This is a genomic window from Paractinoplanes deccanensis (assembly GCF_016862115.1).
In the GTDB taxonomy this organism is placed as follows: domain Bacteria; phylum Actinomycetota; class Actinomycetes; order Mycobacteriales; family Micromonosporaceae; genus Actinoplanes; species Actinoplanes deccanensis.
The window spans coordinates 15,213-39,040 of the sequence record NZ_BOMI01000104.1 but is presented as its reverse complement, the minus strand read 5'-3'; the positions used below and the strand labels follow the sequence as shown (position 1 = coordinate 39,040).

Here is a 23,828-nt window from a genome sequence, read left to right as displayed (position 1 = left end):
GGATCGAACTAAGGCAACGAAACGGTCACGGGAAACTTAAGTCGGTCGATGCCTTCTTGACCGGGCGCGGGGCCGCAGGAACTGTTAAGTCACTTTCCGGTTCCCCACCCCCACCCGGGAGATCCCCATGCGCAGACGCGCCCTTCTAGCCGCGTTCACGGCTTTGGTCGCGGCGACCGCCACGTTCGGCGTCCGCCTCGTGACCGCCGACGCCGCGCCGATCACGTTCACCCACCCCGGTGTCCTGGTCAGCCGGCCGCAGCTCGACTTCGTGAAGAGCAAGGTCAACGCGGGCGCCCAGCCGTGGCTGAGCGCCTACAACCAGATGATGGCCAGCCGCTACGCCTCGCTCTCGCGCGTCCCCGCGCCGCGGGCGACCGTCGAGTGCGGTTCCTACTCCAACCCCAACAACGGGTGTACGGACGAGCGCGAGGACGCGATCGCCGCGTACACCGACGCGCTCGCGTGGTACATCACCGGCAACGCCGCGTACGCCCAGAAGTCGATCGCCCTGATGGACGCGTGGTCCGCGACGATCACGTCGCACACCAACAGCAACGCCCCGCTGCAGACCGGCTGGGCGGGGTCGGTGTGGCCGCGCGCCGCCGAGATCATCAAGTACACGTACTCCAGCTGGCCCAACCAGGCCCGGTTCGCCACCATGCTGCGCACCGTCTACCTGCCCGTGGTCATCCAGGGCAGCGCCAGCAACGGCAACTGGGAGCTGTCGATGATGGAGGCCGCGGTCGGAATCTCGGTCTTCCTCGACGACAAGGCGAGCTACGACCGGGCGATCGCGCGCTTCAAGGCGCGCGCCGAGGCGTACGTCTATGTCACCGCCGACGGCAGCCAGCCGAAGTATCCGCCGGTGGGCGGCGTCGACACCCGCGCCGAGCTGATCAGCTACTGGCAGGGGCAGAGCACCTTCGTGGACGGTCTGTCCCAGGAGACGTGCCGGGACTTCACCCACACCGGGTACGGCCTCTCGGCGATCAGCCACATCGCGGAGACCAGCCGCATCCAGGGCGAGGACCTGTGGCCGTCGCTCGCCGACCGGGAACGGCACGCGCTCGGCTTGCACACCAAGTTCGAGAACGGCACCGCGGTGCCCTCCACCATCTGCGGCGGGTCGGTCGTCAAGGGGCTCGGCCCGGTCACCGAGGTCGCCTACAACGCGCTCGCCAACCGCCTCGGCTACGCGATGAGCAACACCCGGACGTACACCGAGGCGAAGCGGCCGCAGGGCACGAACAACCTCTTCGTGGCCTGGGAAACGCTGACGCACGCCAACAACCCGGCCTGAGGAACGTGATGAAGAGAAGACTCCTGACCGGCGCCGTCCTGGGCGTCGTTGTGGCCGGGCTCGGCGCCGTGGGTGTCACCGAAGCGCTCGCGGCCACCACCGGCACCCTCGTCAGCTCGGCCAACGGCAAGTGCCTCGACGTGACGGACGGCAGCACGGCCAACGGCAACCAGCCGCAGATGTGGTCCTGCTCGGCCGGGCCCAACCAGACGTGGACCTTCGCCGACGACGGCTCGGTGCGCGGCCTCGGCAAGTGCCTCGACGTGGCCAACGGCGCCACCACCGACGGCGCGGTCGTGCACATGTGGGACTGCTACGCCGGGCTGACCAGCCAGCAGTGGACGCTCAACGCGGCCAAGGACCTGGTCAACGTCAAGGCCGGCAAGTGCCTCGACATCAAGGACAACAACCTCGCCGACGGCGCGAAGCTGCAGCTGTGGACGTGCGGCGGCGGGGCCAACCAGAAGTGGGCCTACTCGGGGACGCCGACCGTGCCGACCAATCCCGCCAACCCCGACCTGGGGCCGAACGTCACCATCTTCGACCCGTCGATGTCCGCGGCGACGATCCAGGCGAAGCTGAACAGCGTCTTCAGCAGCCAGGTCACCAACCAGTTCGGCAACGCGCGCTACGCGCTGCTCTTCAAGCCGGGCAGCTACAACGTGGACGCGAACGTCGGCTTCTTCACCCAGGTGGCCGGCCTCGGTCTCACCCCGGACCAGGTGACCATCAACGGGCACGTGCACGTCGAGGCGGACTGGTGGCCGGACGGCTCGCAGAACGCCACGCAGAACTTCTGGCGCTCGGCCGAGGGTCTGTCGGTGACGCCGCAGGACGGGCTCGACCGCTGGTCCGTGTCGCAGGCGGCCCCGTACCGCCGCATGCACGTCCGCGGCAACCTCGCGCTGTCGGACGGCGGCTGGTCGTCGGGCGGCTTCATCGCCGACTCGAAGATCGACGGGCAGATCCAGTCGGGCTCGCAGCAGCAGTTCCTGACCCGCAACTCGCAGATGGGCAGCTGGACCGGCTCCAACTGGAACCAGGTCTTCGTCGGCAGCCCCGGGGCACCGGCGCAGAGCTTCCCGACGCCGCCGTACACGACGATCGGCTCCTCCCCGACGATCGCCGAGAAGCCTTACCTGTACGTGGACAGCGCCGGCGCGTACCAGGTCTTCGTCCCCGCCCTGCGGAGCAACGCGAGCGGCACCACGTGGGCCTCCGGCAACCCGGCGGGCACGTCGCTGCCGATCAGCACCTTCGCTGTGATCAAGCCCGGTGACACCGCGACGACGATCAACGCGGCGCTCGCGGCGGGCAAGAACCTGCTGGTCACGCCCGGCGTCTACAGCCTCGACCAGACGCTGAACGTGAACCGCGCGGGCACCGTGATCCTGGGCCTGGGCTTGGCGACCTTCGTCCCGGTCGGCGGCGTGGACGCCATGCACATCGCGGACGTGGACGGCGTACGGCTGGCGGGTGTGCTCTTCGACGCCGGAACGACGAACTCGAACACCCTGCTCCAGGTGGGCCCGCCCGGCTCGTCGGCGTCCCACGCGGCGAACCCGACGGTGCTGTCGGACGTCTTCATCCGCGTCGGCGGCGCCATCGCCGGCAAGGCCACGGTCAGCATGCAGATCAACAGCAACAACGTGATCGGCGACCACGCCTGGATCTGGCGAGCCGACCACGGCAACAGCGGCACGGTCGGCTGGACCGTCAACACGGGCCGCAACGGCCTGATCGTCGACGGCGACAACGTGACGTTCTACGGCCTCTTCGTCGAGCACTACCAGCAATACCAGACGATCTGGAACGGCGAGGCGGGCCGCACGTACTTCTACCAGAACGAGATGCCGTACGACCCGCCGAGCCAGGCCGCGTACATGAACGGCTCGACGCGGGGCTGGGCGGCGTACAAGGTCGCCGACTCGGTCACCACGCACGAGGCGTGGGGCCTGGGCAGCTACTGCTACTTCAACGTCAACCCGTCGGTGGTGAACGCGCGGGCCTTCGAGGTGCCGGTCAAGTCGGGGGTGCGCTTCCGCGACATGGTGACGGTCTCGCTGGGCGGCACGGGCACCATCACGAACGTCATCAACACGACGGGGGCGGCGGTGAACAGCGGTCATCAGGTGACGAGCCTGGTCAGCGGGCCGTAGCAGCGGCGGTTCCGGCTGCGGGAACTCGGCTGGGGCGCCTGGTGGCGAACCCCGGCCGAGCGGGCCGGGCAGCGGCCGAGCGGGCCGGGCGGCGGCCGAGCGGCCCGGCCAACCGCCGAGCGGCCCGGCCAACCGCCGAGCGGCCCGGCCAACCGCCGATCGGGCCGGGCAAGGGGCTGTACTGAGCGCCGGTCGTCGGCGGCCTTCTCAGGCCGTCGGCGGCCGGCTTCCGTCGCGTGCCGTTTTCCACAGTGCGGCTTTTCCACAAGTGCGGGTCTTCCACAGTGCGGGTTTTCCACAGGACGGCGGCGTGATCATGCGCTGTTTTGCGAGGATGCGTGGTGAGGATGGGGGCCCCCTTGGGAGGGCGGGTGCTGTGGGTCGGCTGACGCCGCGGGTTGGCGCGTTCCCGCCCCTCACCGCCGCCCGTTCGCCGACCATGAAAGCATGCGTGTCCTGCTGCGTGTCGAAAGCGTCGTAGCAGCCGCCGCCCTGACCGCGTTCCTCCTGCTCTTCGGCATCCTGGGCGGCGTCTCCGATCCCGCTCCCGCGGCCCGCTGGCTGGCCCTCGGCGTCCTCGTGGCGCCCGCGCTCATGGCCTACGCGCACAAGCCCGCGGCCGCCTGGGCCGCTCTTCTCGGCGCCGTGCTCTGGACCCCGCTGGCGACGGGTTACGCCGCGGTCCTGGTCGTCTGGGCGTACGCGGGCGTCTGCGTGCTGGTGGCCCGGCGGGAACGACCCCCGGCCGCCCTGCCCGTCCCGCACCGCAAGCCCCCGCCGCCTTATGCGCTTCCGCATGTCGGGGCGCCCGCCGAGGCGGCCGGCTTCTCCCTGCTCCTGCTGTCGGCCGCGGGGGTCGTCTGGGTGGCCGTCGACGACGGCGCCGTTCCCTGGCTGGCGGCCACGGTCGCGGCGTTCGGGCTGGCTTGTGCGCTGCTGGCCCGCGCCGTGCGGGAGCAGTCGGCGCTGCGGCGGCTTTTCAACCATCCGCAGCCGGTGCACGCCGTGCGGGCCGTGGAGCAGGAGGGCTACGTGCATGTGCTCCTCCCGGCCACCGACGATCAGACGGCGCTGGAGTTCGCCTTCGACGTCGCGGAGCCGCGGCCGCGGGACGAGGACGACGACGCGCACACCGTTCCGGGGGTTCTCTACGGCACGCCGCGCCAGGGCGAGTGGTGCGTGCTGGAGGTCGGCGACCGCCTGCACGTGCCGGTCGGGCCGGTCGGCGAGGTGATCACCGTGCCGTACGACGTGGTGCACGGGCTGCCGCGGGAGGTGGAGGACGACGAGGAGCAGCTGGTCGACCCGGAGGCGCTGCGGCCGGCGGATCGGGACGCCGGCGCTTTTCAGGCTCGGGAGCATCGGATCGCGCCGGTGCGGGCCTGGGTCACCACCGTCACGATCGGGGCCGGTGGTGCGCTCGGGGCCGGCGAGATCGGGCACGTCGCGGGGCTGCCGGCCGCCGGGGTGCTCGCCGTGGTGGCGGTGGCCGCGGCGGCGGGCTTCGAGTTCGGGTGGCGGTCGCAGCTGCGGCAGCGGCTGCGGTGGCACGCGGGCGGGGTCGCGGCGGTCGGCTTCCGGGGGCGTGACCGTCAGCCGTGGGCGACGGACAGTGCCATCGTGTACGACGACGGCAACAGCATCGTGCTGACCGCTGGCGAGTCGGTGATGACGGTGCCCGTTCCGATGCCGTGGCCGAAGCCGCAGGCCGGTGCGGGCCGGCAGCGCACGCCGGAGGAGCTGGTGGCCGCCCTGCGGGACGCGCGCACCAGGTCGCTGGCGTTGAGCCCGCTGCCGCCGCCGCCCGAGATCCAGGTGCCGCGGCGGCCGGTGGCGCTCTATCTGGCGTGGGCCGCGGTGACGGCCGGAAGTGCATTCATCTTGATCTGACGGATCGTGATCCGAAACACGGGGCGCGTAGCGTACGAACGTGGATCTGAACACTGTCGCCGAAGTGATCAGCCCCGCCGAGGTGGGCCAGTGGCGCCCGGGCGACGCCTGGCTCGGCGGCGGGACGGCCCTGTTCGCCGAGCCCCGGCCGCATCTGACCCGGCTGCTCGACCTGACGGCCGCGGGCTGGCCGGCGCTCACCGAGATCCCCGACGGGCTGGAGATCGCCGCCACCTGCACGATCGCGGAGCTGGCGGCGAGCGGGCACGCGCTGGTCGAGAAGTGCTGTCACGCCTTCCTGGCCTCGTTCAAGATCTGGAACGTGGCGACGGTGGGCGGCAACCTGTGCGCGGCGCTGCCGGCCGGGCCGATGATCGCGATGGGGGCCGCGCTGGACGGGACGTGCCTGGTGCAGGGGCCGGAGGGCGAGCGCACGGTGCCGGTCAAGGACTTCGTCACCGGCGAGGGCACCACCGTGCTGCGCGACGGCGAGCTGCTGCGCTCGGTGTGGCTGCCCGCGGCGTCGCTGACGGCCGTCACCTCGTACCGCCAAGGCTCCTTGCACGCGCACGGACGGTCGGGGGTGTTGCTGATCGGGCGCCGGGACGACGAGGGGGGCATGACGCTGACGGTGACCGCCGCGACCAGGCGGCCGTTCGTGCTGACCTTCACCGACTGCCCGGACGAGGAGCGGCTGCAGGTGGCGCTCGCCGAGCGGATCCCGGACGACGCCTACGTCGACGACGTGCACGGGCTTCCGGCGTGGCGGCGGCACATGACCCGGCTCTACGCCGAACAGATCCGGCGGGAGCTGGCGTCATGAGGATCAACGGGACCGAGCACGAGCGAGCGCCACGCCCGGGACAGTGCTTGCGCACGTACCTTCGTGAGGAGGGCTGCTTCGGCGTCAAGAAGGGCTGCGACACCGGCGACTGCGGCGCCTGCACGGTGCACGTCGACGGCGTTCCCGTGCACTCGTGCGTCTATCCCGCGTTCCGCGCCGCCGGCCGCAGCGTCACGACCGTCGAGGGCCTGGACCATCCGGTGCAGCGCGCCTTCGTCGACGCGCAGGGCTTCCAGTGCGGTTTCTGCACGGCCGGCTTCCTCATGACCGCGGCCGCGCTCACCGACGACCAGCGCACCGACCTGCCACGCGCGTTCAAGGGCAACCTTTGCAGGTGTACGGGGTACCGCGCCATCGCCGACGCCATGGACGGCGTGGTGCACGTGTCCGAGCCGGCGGAGGGCAAGGCCGTCGGCTCGGGGCTCGGCGCGCCGGCCGGGCCGGACGTGGTGACCGGGCGCGCCCGCTACACGTTCGACCTGGACGTGCCCGGCCTGCTGCATCTGAAGGTGCTGCGCTCGCCGCACGCGCACGCCCGCGTCGTGGCGATCCGCACCGAGGCGGCGCTGGCCGTGCCGGGGGTCGAGCTGGTGCTGACGCACGCCGACGATCCCGGCCGGCTCTTCTCGACGGCCCAGCACGAGAACGTCACCGAGGATCCCGCGGACACTCGGGTGCTCGACGACGTCGTCCGCTTCGCCGGCCAGCGCGTCGCCGCCGTGGTCGCCACCTCGGAGGCCGCCGCCGAACAGGGCTGCCGGGCGCTCGCCGTCGACTATGAGGTGCTTCCCCACGTGCTGACGGCGCGGGAGGCGATGGCCGCGGACGCGCCGCGCGTGCATCCCGGCGGCAACGTCGTCGGCGAGCTGCACGCCACGCTCGGCGACGTGGACGCCGGCTTCGCCGAGGCCGACGAGGTGTACGAGGGCACGTTCCGCACCCCGCGCGTGCAGCACGCGAGCCTCGAGACGCACGGCGCGGTCGGCTGGCTCGACGGCGACGGCCGGCTGGTGATCCGGTCGAGCACGCAGACGCCGTTTCTGACCCGCCGGGCCCTGGCGTCGCTCTTCGGCCTGCCGCACGAGCGGGTCCGGGTGATCGCGGGCCGGGTCGGCGGCGGCTTCGGCGGCAAGCAGGAGATGCTCGCCGAGGATCTGGTGGCGCTGGCCGTGCTGCGGTCGGGGCGGCCGGTCAAGCACGAGTTCACCCGGGCCGAGCAGTTCACCAGCGCGACGACGCGCCACCCGTTCGAGGTGACGGTCAGGGCGGGGGCCAGGTCCGACGGCACGCTCACGGCGCTGCGGCTCGAGGTCGTGTCCGACACCGGGGCGTACGGCAACCACGGGCCCGCGGTGATGTACCACAGCTGCCACGAGTCGATCGCCGTCTACCGGTGCGCGAACATGCGTACCGATGCCTGGTCCGTCTACACGAACACCGTCCCGGCGGGCGCGTTCCGCGGCTACGGCCTGGGACAGGTGTCGTTCGCCGTCGAGTCGGCGATCGACGAGCTGGCCCGGCGGCTCGGCATCGACCCGGTCGAGATGCGCCTGCTCAACGTGGTGGGCCCGGGCGACGACCTCACCGCCCCGGGCGACCACGCGGGCGACCTGACGATCGCGAGCTACGGGCTCGACCAGTGCCTCGCCCACATGCGCAAGGCCTCCGCGGAGCCGGACGAGGTGCCGCAGGGGTGGCTCGCCGGCGAGGGCATGGCGATCGCGATGATCGCGGCGGGGCCGCCGGGCGGGCACCACGCCGACGCGACGGTGACCCGGCTCGGCGACGGGCGGTTCGAGGTGGCGGTGGGCACCGCCGAGTTCGGCAACGGCAGTTCGACGGTGCACTGCCAGATCGCGGCGGACGCGCTCGGCGTCACCCCGGACCGCATCGTGTTGCGGCAGTCCGACACCGATGCGGTACGCCACGACACCGGCGCCTTCGCGTCGACCGGCGTGGTGGTGGCCGGCAAGGCGGTGCTGCACGCCGCCCGGGCGTTGAGGGCGCAGATCGACGCCGGATCCGAGGTGACGAGCGCCGAGGGGCACTGGGGCGGCAGCCCGCGCTCGGTGGCGTTCAACGCGCAGTGGTTCCGCGTGGCCGTCGACCCGGCCACCGGCGAGCTGCGGATCCTGCGCAGCGTGCACAGCGCCGACGCGGGCACCGTGATGAACCCGGTGCAGCTGCGCGGTCAGATCGAGGGCGGGGTCGCCCAGGCGCTCGGCGCGACGCTCGCCGAGCACGTCGACCTCGACGGCGAGGGGCGGGTCACCACGACCGGCTTCCGGCAATATCACCTTCCGACGTACGCGGACGTGCCGCGCACGGAGGTGCTGTTCGCCGACACCGACGACGCGATCGGGCCGCTCGGCGCCAAGTCGATGAGCGAGAGCCCGTTCAACCCGGTCGCCCCGGCGCTCGCGAACGCGCTGCGCGACGCGACCGGCGTACGGCTGACGGAGCTGCCCTTCACCCGGGACCGGATCTGGTCGGCTCTGCGAGAGGCTGCTGACTGAGCGGCAGTTTGATCGTGAAGGTGCTGCCCTTGCCCAGGTCGGAGCGGGCGGTGACGGTGCCGCCGTGCTCGCTGACGATGGTGCGCACGATCGCCAGGCCCAGGCCGGATCCCTGCACCGCCTGGTGCATCGCGTTGGACGCCCGGTGGAACGGGGTGAACAGGCCGGGCAGGTCGTCCGGCGGGATGCCGATGCCGGTGTCGGTGATCTCGACGTGCACCTCGCCGTTCGCGGCGCTGACCCGGCATTCGAGGCGGCCGCCCTGGTCGGTGAACTTGATCGCGTTCTGCAGCAGGTTGCGCAGCGCACGCTCGAGCTGACCGGCGTCGCCCAGCACCCAGGCGGGCTCGGTCGTCACGTCCCAGCGCAGGTCCTTCGCGCGCGCCGCGGTGCCCAGGCTCTCGTAGAGGTTGTCCACCACGCCGGCGAGGTCGACCGGCACGGCCTCGGCGCCGACCCGCTCGTTGGAGCGGTCCAGCAGCAGCAGGTCGGTGACGGTCTCCTGGAGGCGGTTGGCGTTGCGCAGGATCGCGTCGAGCCCGCGCTTCTGGATCGGCGACAAGTCGTCGCCCTCGTCCTCCACCAGCATCTCGGTGTAGCCGAGGATGCTGGTCAGCGGCGTGCGCAGCTCGTGGGTGACGGTCGAGACGAAGACGTCCTTCTGCTCGTCGAGCACCCGCAGCTCGCTGATCAGCCGGGCCTGGCGCAGCCGGAGCCGGAACTGGTGCACGGTGTGGTCGATCTCGCGGGCGAGCGAGGCCAGCAGCCGCCGTTCCTCGGGCTGCCACTCGGGCCGGGCGGAGCGCACCACGCAGATCATGCCGGGCGGGCAGCCGGAGTCGCCGCTCAGCGCTACGGCGAGCCCGCCGGGCAGCGACGCGGGGGTGACGGCCTGCCCGGGAACGGCGTTCGCCATCTCCTCGGCCACCTTCGGGTCGAGCGTGGCGGCGTTCGGCGGCCAGTGCACCTCCAGCCGATCGCCCGGCTGGAAGGTCACCTGGCCGTGGACGGCGTCGGCGCCCATCGCGTTGCCGATCAGCATCGCCATCCGCCAGCCGATCTCCCGGGGGTCGCCCTCGGAGCGCAGCTCGGCGGCGATGGCCTGGCGCAGCTCGCTGCGGGCGGCGCGGGCCCGCTCGGCGGTGATCAGCCGCTCGGTCTCGGCGGCGAGGTCGTTGACCGTGCCGGCCACGGCCTTGAGCTCGCCCGGCCCGACCGGGCGGCAGCGGGCGCCGAGGTCGCCGTCGGCGAGCCGGCGCAGCGTGCCGCGGATGTCCTCCAGCGGGGCGAGCAGGTGCCGCTGGTGCAGCAGGGCCAGGCCCATCCCGGCGAGCACGACGATCACGGCCAGCGAGCCGAAGAGCAGCCCGGCGGCGCGGGTGTCCGCCCGCTCGTCGCGCGCCAGGGCGTCGCCGTACGCGCCGATCGCGGCGGCCACGTCGGCGTTCGCGGCGCGCAGCTCGTCGAAGAGCGCCTTGCCGCGGGCGAGCCGGCCGGCGTCGGCATCCGCCTCGCCGGCGTTGACGATCGGGATGGCGTACGCGTGCAGCCAGTTCTCGGCGGTCTCGCGCTCGGCCTGGACCAGGCGGCTCACCTCGGGGTCGTCGACGATCGCGGCGAGGGCGTCCAGCGCCTCGAACGCGGCGGCGCGCCCGCTGTCGTACGGCTCCAGGAACGCCTCGTCGCCGGTGAGCTGGAAACCCCGTACGCCGGTCTCGGCATTGGTCATCTGCTGGAGCACGGCCTGGTTGGTGTCGTGCAGGACGTCGACGTGCTCGGTGTGCCCGATATGCTCGACGCGCAGGCGGTCGCTGACCACGAACTGCCCGATGATCAGCACGAGGAAGAGGGCGAGCAGGCCCGCGAAGCCGCCGGCGACGCGGTAGCGCAGCGACGAGAACACGCTCCGGTCGATCCTCATGACGGCGGCCTGCCGGGGGCGGGCAGGGTGAACGAGATCGTGGTGCCACCGCCCGGCGTCTGCTCGGCGTGGATCTCGCCGTGGTGGCGGTCCACGATCCGCTGGCAGGTGGACAGGCCCACGCCGTGCCCGCTCCCGGCGGCGGGGTCGACCTGGGCGAACATCTCGAAGACGCGCGCACGCTGCTCCTGCGGGATGCCGGGGCCGTTGTCGGCCACCCGGACACGCCGGCGGCCGTCCGGCGCCGGCTCCGCGGTGATCTCGACGCGGCAGGGGCGCTCCGCGCTGCGGTACTTGAGGGCGTTGCCGATCAGGTTCTGCAGCAGCTGGCGGACGAGGACGGGATCGCCCTCGATCACCGGCAGGTCGTCCTGCACGACCACGGTCGCGCCGTCGACAGTGCCCCGCAGGTCGGTCAGCGCCAGGTCGACCAGCTCACCGAGCGCGACCGGCTCGGGGCGGCAGGGCGCGTTGCCGGCGCGGGCGTAGCTGAGCAGCGACGTGATCAGCCGCTGCATCCGGCCGGCCGCCCGGGAGGCCGACGCGATCCACTTCGCTGACTGCGGATCGGCGTCACCGGCCTCCTCCGCCAGCAGCTCCAGATAGCCGCTGATCACGCTGAGCGGGGCGGCCAGGTCGTGGCTGACCACCCCGGCGAACTGCTCCAGCTCGGTGTTGGAGCGGCGCAGCTCGGCGATCGTGGCGGCGCGGGCCGCGTGCGCGAGCTCCAGCTCGGCGTGCTGCGCCTGCACCTCGGCGGCGAGAGCGCCGTTCACCCGGGCCTGCCGGCGGCGCTCGAAGAGGGCCAGGATCACCTGGGCCAGGTCGCGGAGGCGGTCCAGCTGCTCGGTGCTCAGCTCGTGGCGCTCGTGGTGAAAGACGCAGAGCGAGCCCAGCGCGTAGCCCTGCGGCGTCACGAGGGGGACCGAGACGTAGAACCGGACGCCGGCGAACCTGCCGGTCACCCAGGGGTTGCCGGCGTACGCCGGGTCGAGCCGCGCGTCGGGCAGGTAGGTGAGCTTGCCGGACTCGAAGCGGACCGCGCACATCGAGTCGTCGCGGGTCGTGGTGCTGCCCTCGAAACCGGTGGTGGTGAGCTGACACTGCCGGTTCTCGTCGATCAGGTTGAGGGTCGCGGTGGGCACCCCGGCCACGGTGGCGGCCACCCGGACGACGGCCTCGAGCTCGTCACCGGCGGGGGCGTCGAGCAGGCCGTACTCGTGCAGCGCCGCCAGGCGGCGCTGCTCGTGGGCGGTCCTCACTTGGTTTATGTCGGCAGGCAACCGCCCTTACCTGAGCTGTTGTCTGTTTCATCCCCTTTCCGGCCCTCAGCCGCCGAAGGCCAGGGCCGAGCTCGGCGGGGTGAAGTCCCGGGAGTCGTCACCGACCGCGTACCGCAGGGTCCTCGCGACCGCCGTGACCACCTGGGACTCGACCGCCGAGCCGACGTGGTCGGAGGGGTTGACCGGGTCGTTCGCGATGCCGGCCGCGGCCATCGTGGGCGTGAAGCCGACGAAGGTCTCGGTCCGGTTGTCCTCGGTGCTGCCCGTCTTGCCGGCCACCTGGACGCCGCCGAAGATGCTCGCCACCTGGGTGCCGGTGCCGCCGTTGCACTTGCCGTACGTGCTCTGCTGGCCCACCGGGCAGCGGGCCGCGTCGGTCGCCGCGCGGGCCACCTCGGTGTCGAGGACCTTCTTGCAGCTGCCGGCCACGGGCAGCTTCTCGCCGCCCGAGTTCGTGATCGACGAGACGGGCAGCGGGGCGCAGTACGTGCCCTCGGCGGCCACCGTCGCGTACGCGGAAGCGAGCTCGAGCGGGGTGGTGTCGACGACGCCGAGCGTGAAGGATCCCCAGGTGCCCGCGCCGGTCTGCGCCTGCTTCTTGTCGGCCGGGTTGGCGAAGCTGATGCCCAGCCGCTGCGCCATCTCGACCACGGCGGCGGGGCCGACCTGCTCCTCGAGCCGCACGAAGTACGTGTTCACCGAGCGGCCGAAGCCGTCCCACATGGTGCGGTAGCCGTCCATCCAGCTCGGGTTGTCGTTGCCCGGGCAGTACTTGCCGTCGCAGTTGCCCGGCCCCCAGTCGGTCCACTCGGTGACCTCGGGCGACTTCGTCTCGTAGCCGGTGTTCAGCGGCAGGCCCTTCTCGAGGGCGGCCAGCATGGTGAACATCTTGAACGTCGAGCCGGACGGGTAACCGTACAGCCCCTCGCCGCCACTGATCAGCGGGTTCACCGTGTCGACGGTCTTCTCGGCGCTGCCGTAGTGCCGGTTGACGGCGAGCGCGAGCACCTTGCCGGTGCCGGGCTGCACCACGGCGATGGGCAGCGTCTTGGAGCTCTTCAGGCCGTAGACGCTGCGCGACTCGGCCGCCGCCTTCTTCTGGATGTCCGGGTCGAGCGTGGTGACCACGGTGTAGCCGCCGCGGCGCAGCGCGTCGTCGCGCTCCTGCACGGTCGAGCCGAACTGCGGCTGCTGATCCCACCAGCGCTGGAGGTAGTCGCAGAAGAAGCCCCAGCCGTCGGTCTCGCCGCCGGCGTCGACGCAGCCGTTGGGCTGGGTCTTGCCCGAGTAGGTGAGCTTCTCCTTGGCGGCGGCGTCGCTCTGCGCCTGGGTGATCATGCCGGCCTTCACCATCGCGGCGAGCACGTAGAGCTGGCGCTCGCGGGCCTTGGCCTTGGAGCCGCCGATCGGGTTGTCGACGTCCGGCGACTGCACGATGCCGGCGATCAGCGCGGACTGCGCCAGGTCGAGCTTGGCCGGGGTGGTGCCGAAGATGCGGCGGGCCGCGGCCTCGATCCCGTACGCGCCGTTGCCGAAGTAGACGAGGTTCAGGTAGTTCTGCAGGATCTGCTTCTTGCTGAGCTTGGTCTCGAGCTGGATCGCGTACTCGATCTCGCGGAGCTTGCGGGCCGGGGTGTCCTCGGTCGCCGCGGCGCGCTCCTCGGGAGTCAGCGTCGGGTCCTCCTTGAGGACGTTGCGCACCAGCTGCATGGTCAGCGTCGAGGCGCCCTGGGCGGCCTCGCCGCTGCTCGCGTCCTTGACGAAGGCGCGGGCCAGGCCCTTGAGGTCGACGCCGCCGTGGTCGTAGAAGCGGGTGTCCTCGGCCGCCACGATCGCGTCCTGCATCACCGGGGCGATCTGGGCCAGCGTCACGTCGTGCCGGTCCTCGTCGTAGAACGTGGTGATCAGCGTCTTGCCGTCGTTGGCGTAGATGCGGGTGACCTGGGACGCGGACGGGCTCAGCAGCTGCGCGGGCAGCTCGTCGGCCTGCTTGTTCTGCCAGTGCGCGCCCGCGCCGAGCACCGCGCCGACCGGAATCGCCGATACCCCGACCAGGGCGCCCACCAGCACCAGGACGCCACCCAGACGGCCCAGGGCACGTCTTTTCTCGGCCATCGGTGTTCCCTTCACTCGCTTGTCGATCAAGCCGTAACACCGATTCCTGAGAACAACCTGGGTTTTGTTACCGATCCGTAACCTTGGCGGAGGCATATACGTGTGGTGACGGTCACAGGCCCTTGGGTCCGCGATTCGCCCGAATTGGTGGCCGCCGTTCGCAATCTTGTCACGCAGAGTTATCAAGATCTGGTGAGCTGGGTTACTGACTAGTAGCCAAGGCTCTTGTAACTCGATGACCTCAGCGGCAACATTTCCCGCACGTTAAACGACGGCATCGACGGACCTCTCTGCGTGCCGCCGGAGCCGTCTCCACCACTAGGAGGATCCGTGAAGGATGCGCAAGGCGATCCGGCGTACGGACGCACGAATTGGCGCCGCTTCGCCGTAGCGGTGGGTGTGCCCACCGTGGTCGCCGGGGGCCTGGTCGTCGCCCTGGCCCAGGGGGCGCTCGCCGCCAGTTTCTCGGTGTCGGGCACCCAGTTCAAGCTCTCCGCCGACCGGCTCGACGGCACGGGCTTCACCCAGTACAGCAAGCAGCTCCCCACCGAGACGGTGCAGAAGCAGACCGGCCAGAAGTTCGTGGTCGCGGCGATGTCGGGCATCAAGTCCGCGGACATCACCAACCTCTGCCAGTCCGTGGCCGTCGGCCCGGTGGTGCTGCGGATCGAGGCGGGCGCCGACCCCGAGAACCCGGTGCACGCCGACGACCTGCTGATCGGCATGTCGGAACTGAGCGGCGACGCGACGTTCAAGGACATCGACATCGGCCAGGACGCCTCGACGCTCAACCGTGACGAGGGTCCCGGCCAGGATCTCGAGCACGGCGACGTCGGCGGCTTCGGCCAGCAGGCCCGCAAGGTCGAGATCGACGGGCTGCGCCAGCAGGCGTACATGACCTCGGCCTCGACCTTCCGCCTGTCCGGCATGAGCCTGAAGCTCTTCTTCGCCCAGAGCGGCAAAGAGTGTTACTAGAGTGACCGGCCCGAGGGCTCGCGGAACGCCTGATCCGCGGGCCCTCACCTGTTCGTTTCTTTACTTCCGGAGAGGGCAGCACACGTGGCAACAGACGACTTCTGGGGCAGGTTCCGGCGGTGGCGGCGCAGCCGGCCGTTCTGGGGCGGGCTCTTCCTGCTGTTGTCCGGCTTCGAGATGTTCCTCAGCGCGAACATGAACCTGGGCAACCTCGAGCTGCACCTCGGGCCGCAGGGCTTCCTCTCCTACCTGCTGCCGCTGATCATGGTGCTCACCGGGATCCTGGTCTGGGCCACGCCGGCGCAGCGCCTGTTCTACGGCATCGTCGGGCTGCTCACCGCGCTCTACTCGTTCCTCGGGCTCAACCTGGGCGGCTTCATCCTCGGCATGATGCTCGGCATCCTCGGCGGTGCGCTGGTGATCGCCTGGGGGCCGCCGCGCGTGAAGCCCACGGCCTCGCCCGATCCTTCACTCTCCGCTCCTTCCACCGACGAGCCGCCCTCCTCCTCCTCCTCCTCGGATTCCTTTCCCGCGGACGACGTCGAGATCGCCGGGCATGACGACCGGCCCACCCAGCCGATCCTGCGGCCCAGCTCGGGCGACACCGAGATCATTCCGGGGATGCCGCCCGAGGAGCCGCGCGGCGGCGTGCACCCGCGAGCCCTCGGCGTGATCCTGCTCGTCGCGGCGGTGACCAGCGGCGTCCTCATCGCCGGCAGCGGCCGCCCGGCGCGGGCCGTGGAGTGCCCCGAGGGACTGCCCTCGCGGTCGGTCGCCACCAGCCCCTCCTCCACCTCGCCGGCGCCGGCCTCCACCGCCCCCGAGACCCCGGCCGAGGCCACCCGGACCGTCCCCCCGGGTGGCCCGGCCGACACCAGCCAGCCGGCGGCGGGCGGGACCAGTGCCCCCGAGAGTTCCGCCTCGCCGCCGGCAACCACCACCGCGTCCTCATCTCCCTCCGCGCCGGCCGCCGCCGCGGAGGGGGACGAGGGCAGCAACCCCGTCGAGGAGTTCTTCGACGGCCTCGGCAACCTGCTCGGCATCGGCGACGCGTCGCCCTCGGCCTCCGCCACCGCGGAACCGTCCGCTCCGAGCACGTCGCCGGCGTCGTCGCAGCCCACCACCCCGGCCGCCACGTCCGCACCCGCCACCTCCGCGCCCCCCACGTCCGCACCCGCGTCCTCCGCCGCGGCCACCACCACCTCGGCTCCGGCCACCACGAAGCCGGCCGCCTCGGCCACCTCCCCCACCGCCGAGGAGATCCCCTGCCTCGGGCCGCGCGTCATGGGCAAGGTGGCCGGCGCCGACGACGTCCCGCGGGTGGCGCTCAAGCCGGGCGTCATGGAGGTCGACTCGCTCACCATGTACGACTCCACGTACGACGGTGTGGTCGACCTGCCGACCGCGACCGGCAGCTTCAAGGCGCTGAAGTTCAGCATGTCCAAGGCGGTGAACAAGCCGTTCACGCTGACCATCGACGAGCGCGGCAACGCCCAGACGGTGATCAAGAGCAACGAGCTGGTCACCGACGGGAACGTGCGCTTCTACACGCCGCAGTTCAAGGGCAAGCTCTTCGGCCTGATCCCGGTGACCTTCACTCCGGAGCAGCCGCCGCCGCTGACCCTGCCGGTGCTGTGGTTCACCGACGTGACGATCCAGCTGGCCTACGTGCGCTGCGACACGCTGACCGCGGACCCGCTGAACATCCAGGAGATCGTCTCAGCGTCCTGAGCGCCTGTCCGCCCAGCCCGCCACCACGGCGTCGGCATCGAGCGGCCGGAGAATCACCGGCGGCCCGTCCATCAGCCCGACGTTGGCCTTGCGGATCCGCTCGTTGAGCCCGTCGACCCGTTCACGCACGGCCCGCTCGGTGGTGAGCCGGTCGACGATCTGCTCGAGGTCCTCGGTCTCGCGCCGCAGCGCCAGCGTGGGCGGAACGACACCGGCGGTGGCGTTCTCCCGCTTCAGCCAGTCCTTGACCCACCAGTCGTCGTCGTACTCCTGCCCGGAATCGGCGAACGGCTTGCCCGCACCCGGAAGGTTGTCGAACTCGCCGCGCTCGGTGGCCTCCCGCAACTGCCGATCGATCGACGACTCGTACCAGTGCGTCATGCAGCCGATTCTACCGAGCCAATCGATCAGTCTCGGCGTACGACCGCACGCCCTCAGGGGCCGGAGCCCCCTCCTGAACGGCCACCGCCGTGACAAGAGCCGCATCGAGAGCGACCCGATAAAGCAGCGAGCCCATGCTGATCCGCGCCACTCCCCACTCCGCGAGCCGGGACACCGTCATCCCCGGCAGCAGCAGCACATTGAGCGGGGCCGGGAGGGCACGGATGTCGGCCTCGTCCCGTACACCCGGCACAAAGATCCCATCAGCACCGGCGGCGAGATAGGCGTGGGCGCGCTTCAGGGTCTCCTCCCATCGCGCAGTCCTGTTCTCCCGCGCGGCGCTGTTCTCCCGCGCGGCGCTGTTCTCCCGCGCGGCGCTGTTCTCCCGCCTCGCGGCCTCAGCCTTGCGCCGGCCGCTCGGCTGCGGCGCGCCGTCGCCCTGACTCGGGCCACTCTCCTGCCTCGTGGATTCCCACCCGGTGTCGAGCCAGTAGGTGTCGATCCGCGCGTTGACGAACAGTCCCGGCACTCGGGCCTTGATGGCGCCGATCAGCTCCGCCTGCTCCGCGACAGGCGTCAGGCTCCCGTCGGCCCGCCCGTCCTCCACGTTGATCCCCGCCGCGCCCTCCCGGAACAGGGCCGCCGCGAACTCCGGTCCGGCACTCTCCACGTCCACGGTCAGCGGCACCGGCAGCTTCTTGAGCCGCTTGACGAGCTCCAGCGTCTGCTCCTGCGCCAGCCCGAGCCCGTCCGGCACTCCCGCCGCCGCCGCGACACCCAGACTCGTCGTCCCCACCGCCGCGAACCCGGCCCCGGCCAGCGCAACGGCCGAGGCGACGTCCCAGGCGTTCGGCAGAAGAAGCGGCCGCCCCGGCCGATGAAGCCCACGAAAATCACTCATGCCACGAACGCTAGAACGCCGACACTTCGGCGCTCCCCGAACTTGTCGCACCCCCGGCGTAGGTTGGCCAGTGGCCGACACCACCCCTTCGGAAGGACACCGCAGATGTGCCGCAACATCCACCAGCTGCACAACTTCGAACCACCCGCCACCCCCGACGAGATCCACGCCGCCGCCCTGCAATACGTCCGCAAGGTCGCCGGCACCACCCGCCCTTCCCAGGCAAACCAGGAGGCTTTCGACCGCGCCGTAGCCGCCGTCACCCAGGCCACCGCCGAGCTTTTGAGCGAGCTGACCACCACCGCCCCACCCAAGAACCGAGAGACAGAAGCCGCCAAGGCCCGAGCCCGCGCCGAACGCCGCTACGCTTCCTGACACCCACCTCCGCGCCCGCCACCCCAAGCCCTACGACCACGCCGCTCAGACCACCTCGCCGGGCGCTCCGTCACCCCGCCACCGGCGCCGACCGACGTGGCCCGACCCCTCACACGTCCCGTCCGTAACCACGACGTGCCGGGCGATCGCTCTACAGACTTGCACGCGTCCTTATCCACAACGTGCCGGCCCCGGCCGCGCCGGGGGATCGCCACACAAACCCGCACGCGCCCGCATCCACAACGTGCCGGCCCCGGGCGCGCGCCAGGCGATCGCCACAAACCCGCACGCGTCCGCATCCACAACGTGCCGGCCCCGGGCGCGCGCCAGGCGATCGCCACACAACCCGCACGCGTCCAACTGCACCGCCGCGACGGCACCCGCGACACCGACGACCTCCGCCGGCTGCGCATCCACAACGTGCCGGCCCCGGCGCGCCGGGTCACCGCCACACAAACCCGCACGCGCCTGGATCGGCTGCCTGCTGCCGCGCGCCGCGTGATCAGGGCACGGACCCGGACGCCTCCTGCTGCCTCGCGCGCCCGGTCGTTAGGGGCAAACCTGGACGCGGTGAGCCGGGTCAGCGGGTCGCGGTGATCAGCTCGGTGTGTTTGTGGACGCGGAAGTGCCCGTCCGCGTCGATCCGCGCCTGGACGAGGTCTCGGGCCGCCGCGAGCTGCTCGGGTGCGAGGGGCTCGCCGGAGAGGCTGGCCAGATAGGCGACGACCGGTTCGGCTGCGGGGATCTCCAGACTGCTCGGATACGCCTCGCTGACCACATCGCGGAAGTGCCGCCCGATGTACTCCGGCGCTTCCTCGGCCAGGAAGTTGCTCCGCGCCGGCGTCCCGCCCACGTCCGCCTTGCCAACGGCCGTCGCAACCGCGAACAGCTCTTCCATGTGCCCACGCCCGTTGGTGGCCACGAAGAGCCGCCCGCCCGGCCGCAGCACCCGCGCGAACTCCCGCAGCACCGCATCCGGATCATCGACGTGATAGAGCATGTGGTTGGCGATCACCGCATCGAACCGCCCCTCCGCGAATGGCAATTCCGCCGCATCGCACTGCCGCACGTCGGCCCCCGGAACCTCCCGAAGCCGCTCACACATGGCCGCCGAGAAGTCCACCAACGTCAACCGCAGCCCCGCCCGGCGCGGATCGAGATGCCGCCACAGCTCTCCCGTCCCCGCTCCCACTTCGAGCACGTCCCCGCCGTCTGGTAGCCGCTCCCCCAGCCACGAGAACCACCCTTGCGGATTGGTGCCATAGGCATGAATGGCAATCCGCGCACTCAGGTTGTCAGTAGTCCTCGCATACTGCTGCTCAGCATCAGCCGACGGCATCCTCATACCCGAACGCTACCGACGCCGATCAAGCAACCCACCCATCGACAGTCCTCAGAACGACGCTGCATCGCCACCCCGCATCGCCACCCCGCATAGCGCGCCACAGCCGGGAACCAGCGCGCCGCCGCCCACGTTTCGCGTGCCGTCCCCCACGCCCCCACCACGCCTCCCGCGCCGACAGCACTACGCACCCGGCCCGCGTCGTGCTAGCGGGCCTGCGTCGTGTGCGGCGGGCGGCGGGCGGGCTTTGGCTACGGCTTGGGGGACGGCGAGCGGGTCCACTGCATGGACAGGCCGGTGCGGGCTCGGTCTGTGCGGATCTCCATGGCTGAGCCGAGGATGGTGGCGCGGTCCACGACGACGGCGGTGTTGTCGGTGTCGTAGGTGACTCGTTCGGAGACGAAGACGGGGGTGCCGGGCGGCTGCCGGAGCAGCTCGGCGGTGGGGTCGTCGAGCACGCCGGGGCGGATCGACTCGCGGGCGCTGACGACGGTGACGCCGTGGGCTGCCAGCGCCGCGTACAGGGAAGTCTCGCCGAGGTCCGTGTCCGCCAGCTCGACGCCGCGGACGTAGGACAGCTGATGAACGGCCGGACGGCCGGACAGCAACCGGAGACGTTCAAGGCGCACGGTGGGAGCGCTGTAGCCCAGCAGCGCCACCGCCCAGGCCGGCGGATCGGCGACGCTCTGCTCCAGCACGTACGTGGCTACGGTCTGGCCCTGTTCGACCAGGTCCTCGGCGAAGCTGCGCATCGAGTGCAACATGTACGACGGGCGCTGCTCCGTTACGAAGGTGCCCCTGCCGGGCTGCTGAGACAGCAGACCGTCGTCCTCCAAACGCCGCAAGGCCTGACGCAACGTCGCGAGAGTCACCCCGTACGAGGCGCTGAGCTCGCGCTGCGGGGGCAGCGCCGCGCCCGGCGGCAGCTCGCCGTCGCGGATCTTCGTGGTCAGGTCATCGGCGATCACCTGATACTTCGGCGTACGCGTAGTCAGCGGAGACCTCCAGTGCAGCTGCGAAGCCCGCGACGGTCTCCCGAATCTCCGCCGGCGTGGCTCCGTCAAGAACCCTACGCATCAGTGCGGACGCCACCACCACCCCATCCCCGGCGCGTCCCGCCTCGGCCGCCTGCTCCGGCGACGAGACACCGAAGCCGATCAGCACCGGCCTATCGGTGACCGCCTTGACGCGGGCGGCCAGCCCAGCCGCTGAGCTGCCGAGAGTCGCGCGCTCGCCGGTCGTGCCCATCACGCTGACCGCGTAGATGTAGCCGCTGCCGAGCGCCGCGATCTGCTCCAGGCGGTCGTCGGGGGTGACCGGCGCGACGAGCGGGATCAGGTCGATGCCGGCCTCGGCGGCCGCCCTGGCTACCGGCTTTGCCTCGTCGACGGGCAAGTCGGGAACGATCAGCCCGCTGATGCCCGCGTCGGCGAGTTCTCGGCAGAACCCCTCCGGGGTGCGGTGGAACACCAGGTTGGCGTACGTCATGACGATCAGCGGCACGCGCAGCCGGCCCCGTACGCGGTCGAGGTCTTGCAGGATCGAGACCACGGTGGCTCCGCGCGACAGGGCCCGGTCGGACGCCTGCTGGATGGTGACGCCGTCGAGCATCGGGTCGGAGAAGGGCAGCCCGATCTCGATCGCCGTCGCGCCCGCCTCTTGATAGGCGAGCAGGTAGTCGGTCCAGTCCGCGGAGATGCCGCCGGTGACGTAGGGAACGAGGGCGGTCACGACGCACCCCCGAGCAGCGTCGCCATGTCCTTGTCGCCGCGGCCCGACAGGGTGAGGACGACCCGGGACCCGGTCGGCAGCTCCGGTGTGCCCGCTGCGCGCAGCACCCAGGCGACCGCGTGCGCCGACTCAAGTGCGCAGATGATGCCCTCGGAGCGGGCCAGGCGGCGCACCGCCTCGACGACCTCGTCGTCCTTGACCGTGTGATATTCGGCTCGGCCGATGGCGCCGAGATGGGCGTGCTCAGGGCCGATGCCCGGGTAGTCGAGGCCGGCCGCGACGGACTCCGCCTCGGCCACCTGGCCGTCGGCGTCCTGGAGGACCATCGAGCGGGCGCCGTGCACGACGCCGGGCGACCCGTTCGTCATCGCCGCTCCCCCGGCCGCCTCGACGCCGACGAGCCTCGCGCTGGTGTCGGCGAAGCCGGCGAACGTGCCCGCGGAGTTGGAGCCGCCGCCGACGCACGCGACCACCACGTCGGGAACGGTCCGGCTCTGCCGGCGTGCCTCCACGCCGATCACGCGCTGAAGCTCGCGGACCATCCAGGGATACGGGTGCGGGCCGCCGACCGAGCCCAGCAGGAAGTGTGCGCGGTCCACGTCGGAAACCCAGGCACGCATCGCCTCGTTCGTCGCGTCCTTGAGGGTGCGGCTGCCGCTGCCGACGGGGACGACCTCGGCGCCGAGCGTGGTCATCCGCAGGACGTTGAGCTGCTGGCGCTCGATGTCGCGCTCGCCCATGTAGACCGTGGCCTCGAGCCCGAGCAGCGCCGCCGCGGTCGCTGTGGCGACGCCGTGCTGGCCGGCGCCCGTCTCGGCGATCAGGCGGCCCTTGCCCATGCGGCGCGCGAGCAGCGCCTGGCCGAGCACATTGTTGATCTTGTGAGAGCCGGTGTGGGCGAGGTCTTCGCGCTTGAGCAGCAGCTCGATGCCGAGGTCGGCGGAGAGGTTGCGCGCGGGAGTGAGAGGCGTCGGCCGGCCGGCGTAGACGACGAGCAACTCGTCGAGCTCCGCCCGGAAGGCGGGGTCGGCCCAGGCCTCACGGAAGGCAGCGGCCAGAGCATCACAGGCCGGGACCAGGGACTCGGGGACGAACCGGCCGCCGAAGTCGCCGAAGCGACCGGCGGCCGGCTCTGTCATCAGGGTAGACATCAGTGGCTCCAAAAGTTGTAGAACTCTCTGCCGAAGTCTTGCACAACTCGGCGGAGAGTTCTAGAACTATTTGGCAGCCGCCTTGTACAGCGTCTCCGGGGCCACGGCTCCGGCGAAGACCCGGCCGTCGTCCGTCACCAGCACACTGAAGAGCGAACCGGAGAAGAGATGTCCGCTACCCCAGCTTCCGCTCACCTTCGGCAGCATGTCGATCACGCCGTCGAGCTGCTTGGCCTCGTCACCGCTGGCCTTCGGCAGCTTCGCCGTCACCACCGACGCCCAGCCCTCACCGATCACCGTCGGCTGCTCGGCCCCGGCCGGCGCCGGCTTGCTCGACTCGGCGGCCTTGTGCTCCTTGTCGAGCTCGGCTTCGAGCTTGCCCGCGGTCGACTCGTTCACCTTCGTACCCGGCGGCGGGTTGAAGGTGAACTGCTGCGCGTCCGGCGTGTCGAAGCTGATCTGCTGGAACGCGACCCGGATCGCCGGGTTCACCGCGTTCTTGCCATAGACGTCGACGCGCAGCGGGATCTTCTTCTCCGCGTCGATCGCCAGGCGCACCTGGCCGATCAGCGACTCGCTCGCCCGCGGGCTGAGCACCAGCTCATAGGCGTCCCGGCCGGCGACCTTCGCGGCGCCGGTGGTCGAGACCTCCGTGGTGGGGTCGATGGCGTCCAGCGCCTGCTCGGCCGCGTCCTGCGGCGTCGAGGGGACCCCCGTCGGCAGTGCGGCGGGCTTCTTGCCCTCCGCGTCGGCCGGCAGCGTGAGGTGCGTGGCGGTCTTGGCCTTGCTCTGCCAGAACCAGACGTCGTCGCCGTTGCGGATGACGTCCGTCTCGCCGAGCGTGCCCATGAGCGCCAGCCGGGCCTTGTCCTCACCGGCGTACCAGACGCGGGCGGTGTTGCTGCCCGCGACCAGGTTCACCAGGTCGGCGCCGCCCGAGTCGGCCGTCAGCCCGGCAATCTTGGGCAGCCCCAGGTCGGCGCTCTGCACGATGGTGCCGGACAGGCCGTCGACCTTGGCGTTCTGCAGGTCGACCAGAAGTTCGGCCGCGCTGCGGTCGGGCAGCGAGGGATCCGCGCTCGCGACGATCGTTCCCGCCGCGGCGCCGCCCCCGATCACGACCACCGCCGCGGCGGATGGCACGAGCCAGCGAAGAGCCGGCCTCGATCTGAACACGGACACGATGTCCACCTCCCGTTGATCTGCCACC

At 71.4% G+C, this 23,828-nt stretch carries 18 protein-coding genes; 8 read left to right on the top strand and 10 right to left on the bottom strand.

The window, feature by feature from the left end:
* Nucleotides 1–127 precede the first annotated feature (127 nt).
* The 5 genes from Ade02nite_RS25965 to Ade02nite_RS25945 all read left to right on the top strand — a co-directional run bounded on the left by Ade02nite_RS25965 (nt 128) and on the right by Ade02nite_RS25945 (nt 8,712).
* Nucleotides 128–1,303 (top strand): alginate lyase family protein, encoded by a 1,176-nt coding sequence (locus Ade02nite_RS25965; RefSeq protein WP_203769139.1) that lies wholly within the window; start codon nt 128–130, stop codon nt 1,301–1,303.
* Nucleotides 1,304–1,311: 8 nt separating this feature from the next.
* On the top strand, nt 1,312–3,462 hold the full coding sequence (locus Ade02nite_RS25960) for an RICIN domain-containing protein (RefSeq protein ID WP_239169053.1): 2,151 nt from the start codon (nt 1,312–1,314) through the stop codon (nt 3,460–3,462).
* A 447-nt stretch (nt 3,463–3,909) separates the two neighbouring features.
* Nucleotides 3,910–5,352: a hypothetical protein gene (locus tag Ade02nite_RS25955; protein WP_203769135.1), complete on the top strand. Its 1,443-nt coding sequence runs from the start codon at nt 3,910–3,912 to the stop codon at nt 5,350–5,352.
* Nucleotides 5,353–5,392: 40 nt separating this feature from the next.
* Complete coding sequence (locus Ade02nite_RS25950; protein ID WP_203769133.1) at nt 5,393–6,175, top strand: FAD binding domain-containing protein; 783 nt, start codon at nt 5,393–5,395, stop codon at nt 6,173–6,175.
* Entirely contained in the window at nt 6,172–8,712 is a 2,541-nt protein-coding gene (locus tag Ade02nite_RS25945; protein WP_203769131.1) for a molybdopterin-dependent oxidoreductase, read from the top strand. Before Ade02nite_RS25950 ends, Ade02nite_RS25945 begins: the two co-directional genes overlap by 4 nt.
* Here the strand turns inward: Ade02nite_RS25945 and Ade02nite_RS25940 are convergent.
* From Ade02nite_RS25940 to Ade02nite_RS25930, 3 genes are all read right to left on the bottom strand, one after another.
* Nucleotides 8,666–10,633, bottom strand: coding sequence for an ATP-binding protein (locus Ade02nite_RS25940; protein ID WP_203769126.1), 1,968 nt, complete (start codon nt 10,631–10,633; stop codon nt 8,666–8,668). The genes Ade02nite_RS25945 and Ade02nite_RS25940 overlap by 47 nt on opposite strands.
* Nucleotides 10,630–11,895 (bottom strand): sensor histidine kinase, encoded by a 1,266-nt coding sequence (locus Ade02nite_RS25935; RefSeq protein WP_203769125.1) that lies wholly within the window; start codon nt 11,893–11,895, stop codon nt 10,630–10,632. The genes Ade02nite_RS25940 and Ade02nite_RS25935 overlap by 4 nt, the downstream gene beginning before the upstream one ends.
* Before the next feature lie 66 nt (nt 11,896–11,961).
* On the bottom strand, nt 11,962–14,031 hold the full coding sequence (locus Ade02nite_RS25930; RefSeq protein WP_203769124.1) for a transglycosylase domain-containing protein: 2,070 nt from the start codon (nt 14,029–14,031) through the stop codon (nt 11,962–11,964).
* Nucleotides 14,032–14,361: 330 nt separating this feature from the next.
* Between Ade02nite_RS25930 and Ade02nite_RS25925 the strand changes: the two genes are divergently transcribed.
* Both Ade02nite_RS25925 and Ade02nite_RS25920 read left to right on the top strand, forming a co-directional pair.
* On the top strand, nt 14,362–15,006 hold the full coding sequence (locus Ade02nite_RS25925; RefSeq protein ID WP_203769122.1) for a DUF6230 family protein: 645 nt from the start codon (nt 14,362–14,364) through the stop codon (nt 15,004–15,006).
* A gap of 84 nt (nt 15,007–15,090) precedes the next feature.
* Nucleotides 15,091–16,737 (top strand): DUF6114 domain-containing protein, encoded by a 1,647-nt coding sequence (locus Ade02nite_RS25920; RefSeq protein ID WP_203769120.1) that lies wholly within the window; start codon nt 15,091–15,093, stop codon nt 16,735–16,737.
* On the opposite strand, the gene Ade02nite_RS25915 is transcribed toward Ade02nite_RS25920, so the two are convergent.
* Both Ade02nite_RS25915 and Ade02nite_RS49560 read right to left on the bottom strand, forming a co-directional pair.
* Complete coding sequence (locus Ade02nite_RS25915; protein ID WP_203769118.1) at nt 16,726–17,118, bottom strand: DnaJ family domain-containing protein; 393 nt, start codon at nt 17,116–17,118, stop codon at nt 16,726–16,728. The two genes, Ade02nite_RS25920 and Ade02nite_RS25915, sit on opposite strands and share 12 nt — an antisense overlap.
* A gap of 10 nt (nt 17,119–17,128) precedes the next feature.
* On the bottom strand, nt 17,129–18,019 hold the full coding sequence (locus tag Ade02nite_RS49560; protein WP_239169052.1) for an isocitrate lyase/PEP mutase family protein: 891 nt from the start codon (nt 18,017–18,019) through the stop codon (nt 17,129–17,131).
* Between the two features lie 105 nt (nt 18,020–18,124).
* Here Ade02nite_RS49560 and Ade02nite_RS25905 point away from each other — a divergent pair, with 105 nt between their 5' ends.
* Nucleotides 18,125–18,394 carry a DUF2277 domain-containing protein gene (locus Ade02nite_RS25905; RefSeq protein WP_203769116.1) on the top strand — a complete coding sequence of 90 codons (270 nt, stop codon included), beginning with the start codon at nt 18,125–18,127 and terminating at the stop codon, nt 18,392–18,394.
* Nucleotides 18,395–18,974: 580 nt separating this feature from the next.
* Here the strand turns inward: Ade02nite_RS25905 and Ade02nite_RS25900 are convergent.
* The 5 genes from Ade02nite_RS25900 to Ade02nite_RS25880 form a co-directional block, all read right to left on the bottom strand.
* Complete coding sequence (locus Ade02nite_RS25900; protein WP_203769114.1) at nt 18,975–19,739, bottom strand: class I SAM-dependent methyltransferase; 765 nt, start codon at nt 19,737–19,739, stop codon at nt 18,975–18,977.
* 248 nt (nt 19,740–19,987) lie between these two features.
* On the bottom strand, nt 19,988–20,704 hold the full coding sequence (locus tag Ade02nite_RS25895; protein WP_239169051.1) for a GntR family transcriptional regulator: 717 nt from the start codon (nt 20,702–20,704) through the stop codon (nt 19,988–19,990).
* On the bottom strand, nt 20,691–21,467 hold the full coding sequence (trpA, locus tag Ade02nite_RS25890) for a tryptophan synthase subunit alpha (protein ID WP_203769112.1): 777 nt from the start codon (nt 21,465–21,467) through the stop codon (nt 20,691–20,693). Before trpA ends, Ade02nite_RS25895 begins: the two co-directional genes overlap by 14 nt.
* The gene (gene trpB, locus Ade02nite_RS25885) at nt 21,464–22,618 is read right to left on the bottom strand and encodes a tryptophan synthase subunit beta (protein WP_203769110.1); all 1,155 of its coding nucleotides are present in this window, start codon (nt 22,616–22,618) and stop codon (nt 21,464–21,466) included. Before trpB ends, trpA begins: the two co-directional genes overlap by 4 nt.
* Nucleotides 22,619–22,684: 66 nt before the next feature.
* Nucleotides 22,685–23,800, bottom strand: coding sequence for a LolA family protein (locus Ade02nite_RS25880; protein WP_203769108.1), 1,116 nt, complete (start codon nt 23,798–23,800; stop codon nt 22,685–22,687).
* Nucleotides 23,801–23,828: the final 28 nt, after the last annotated feature.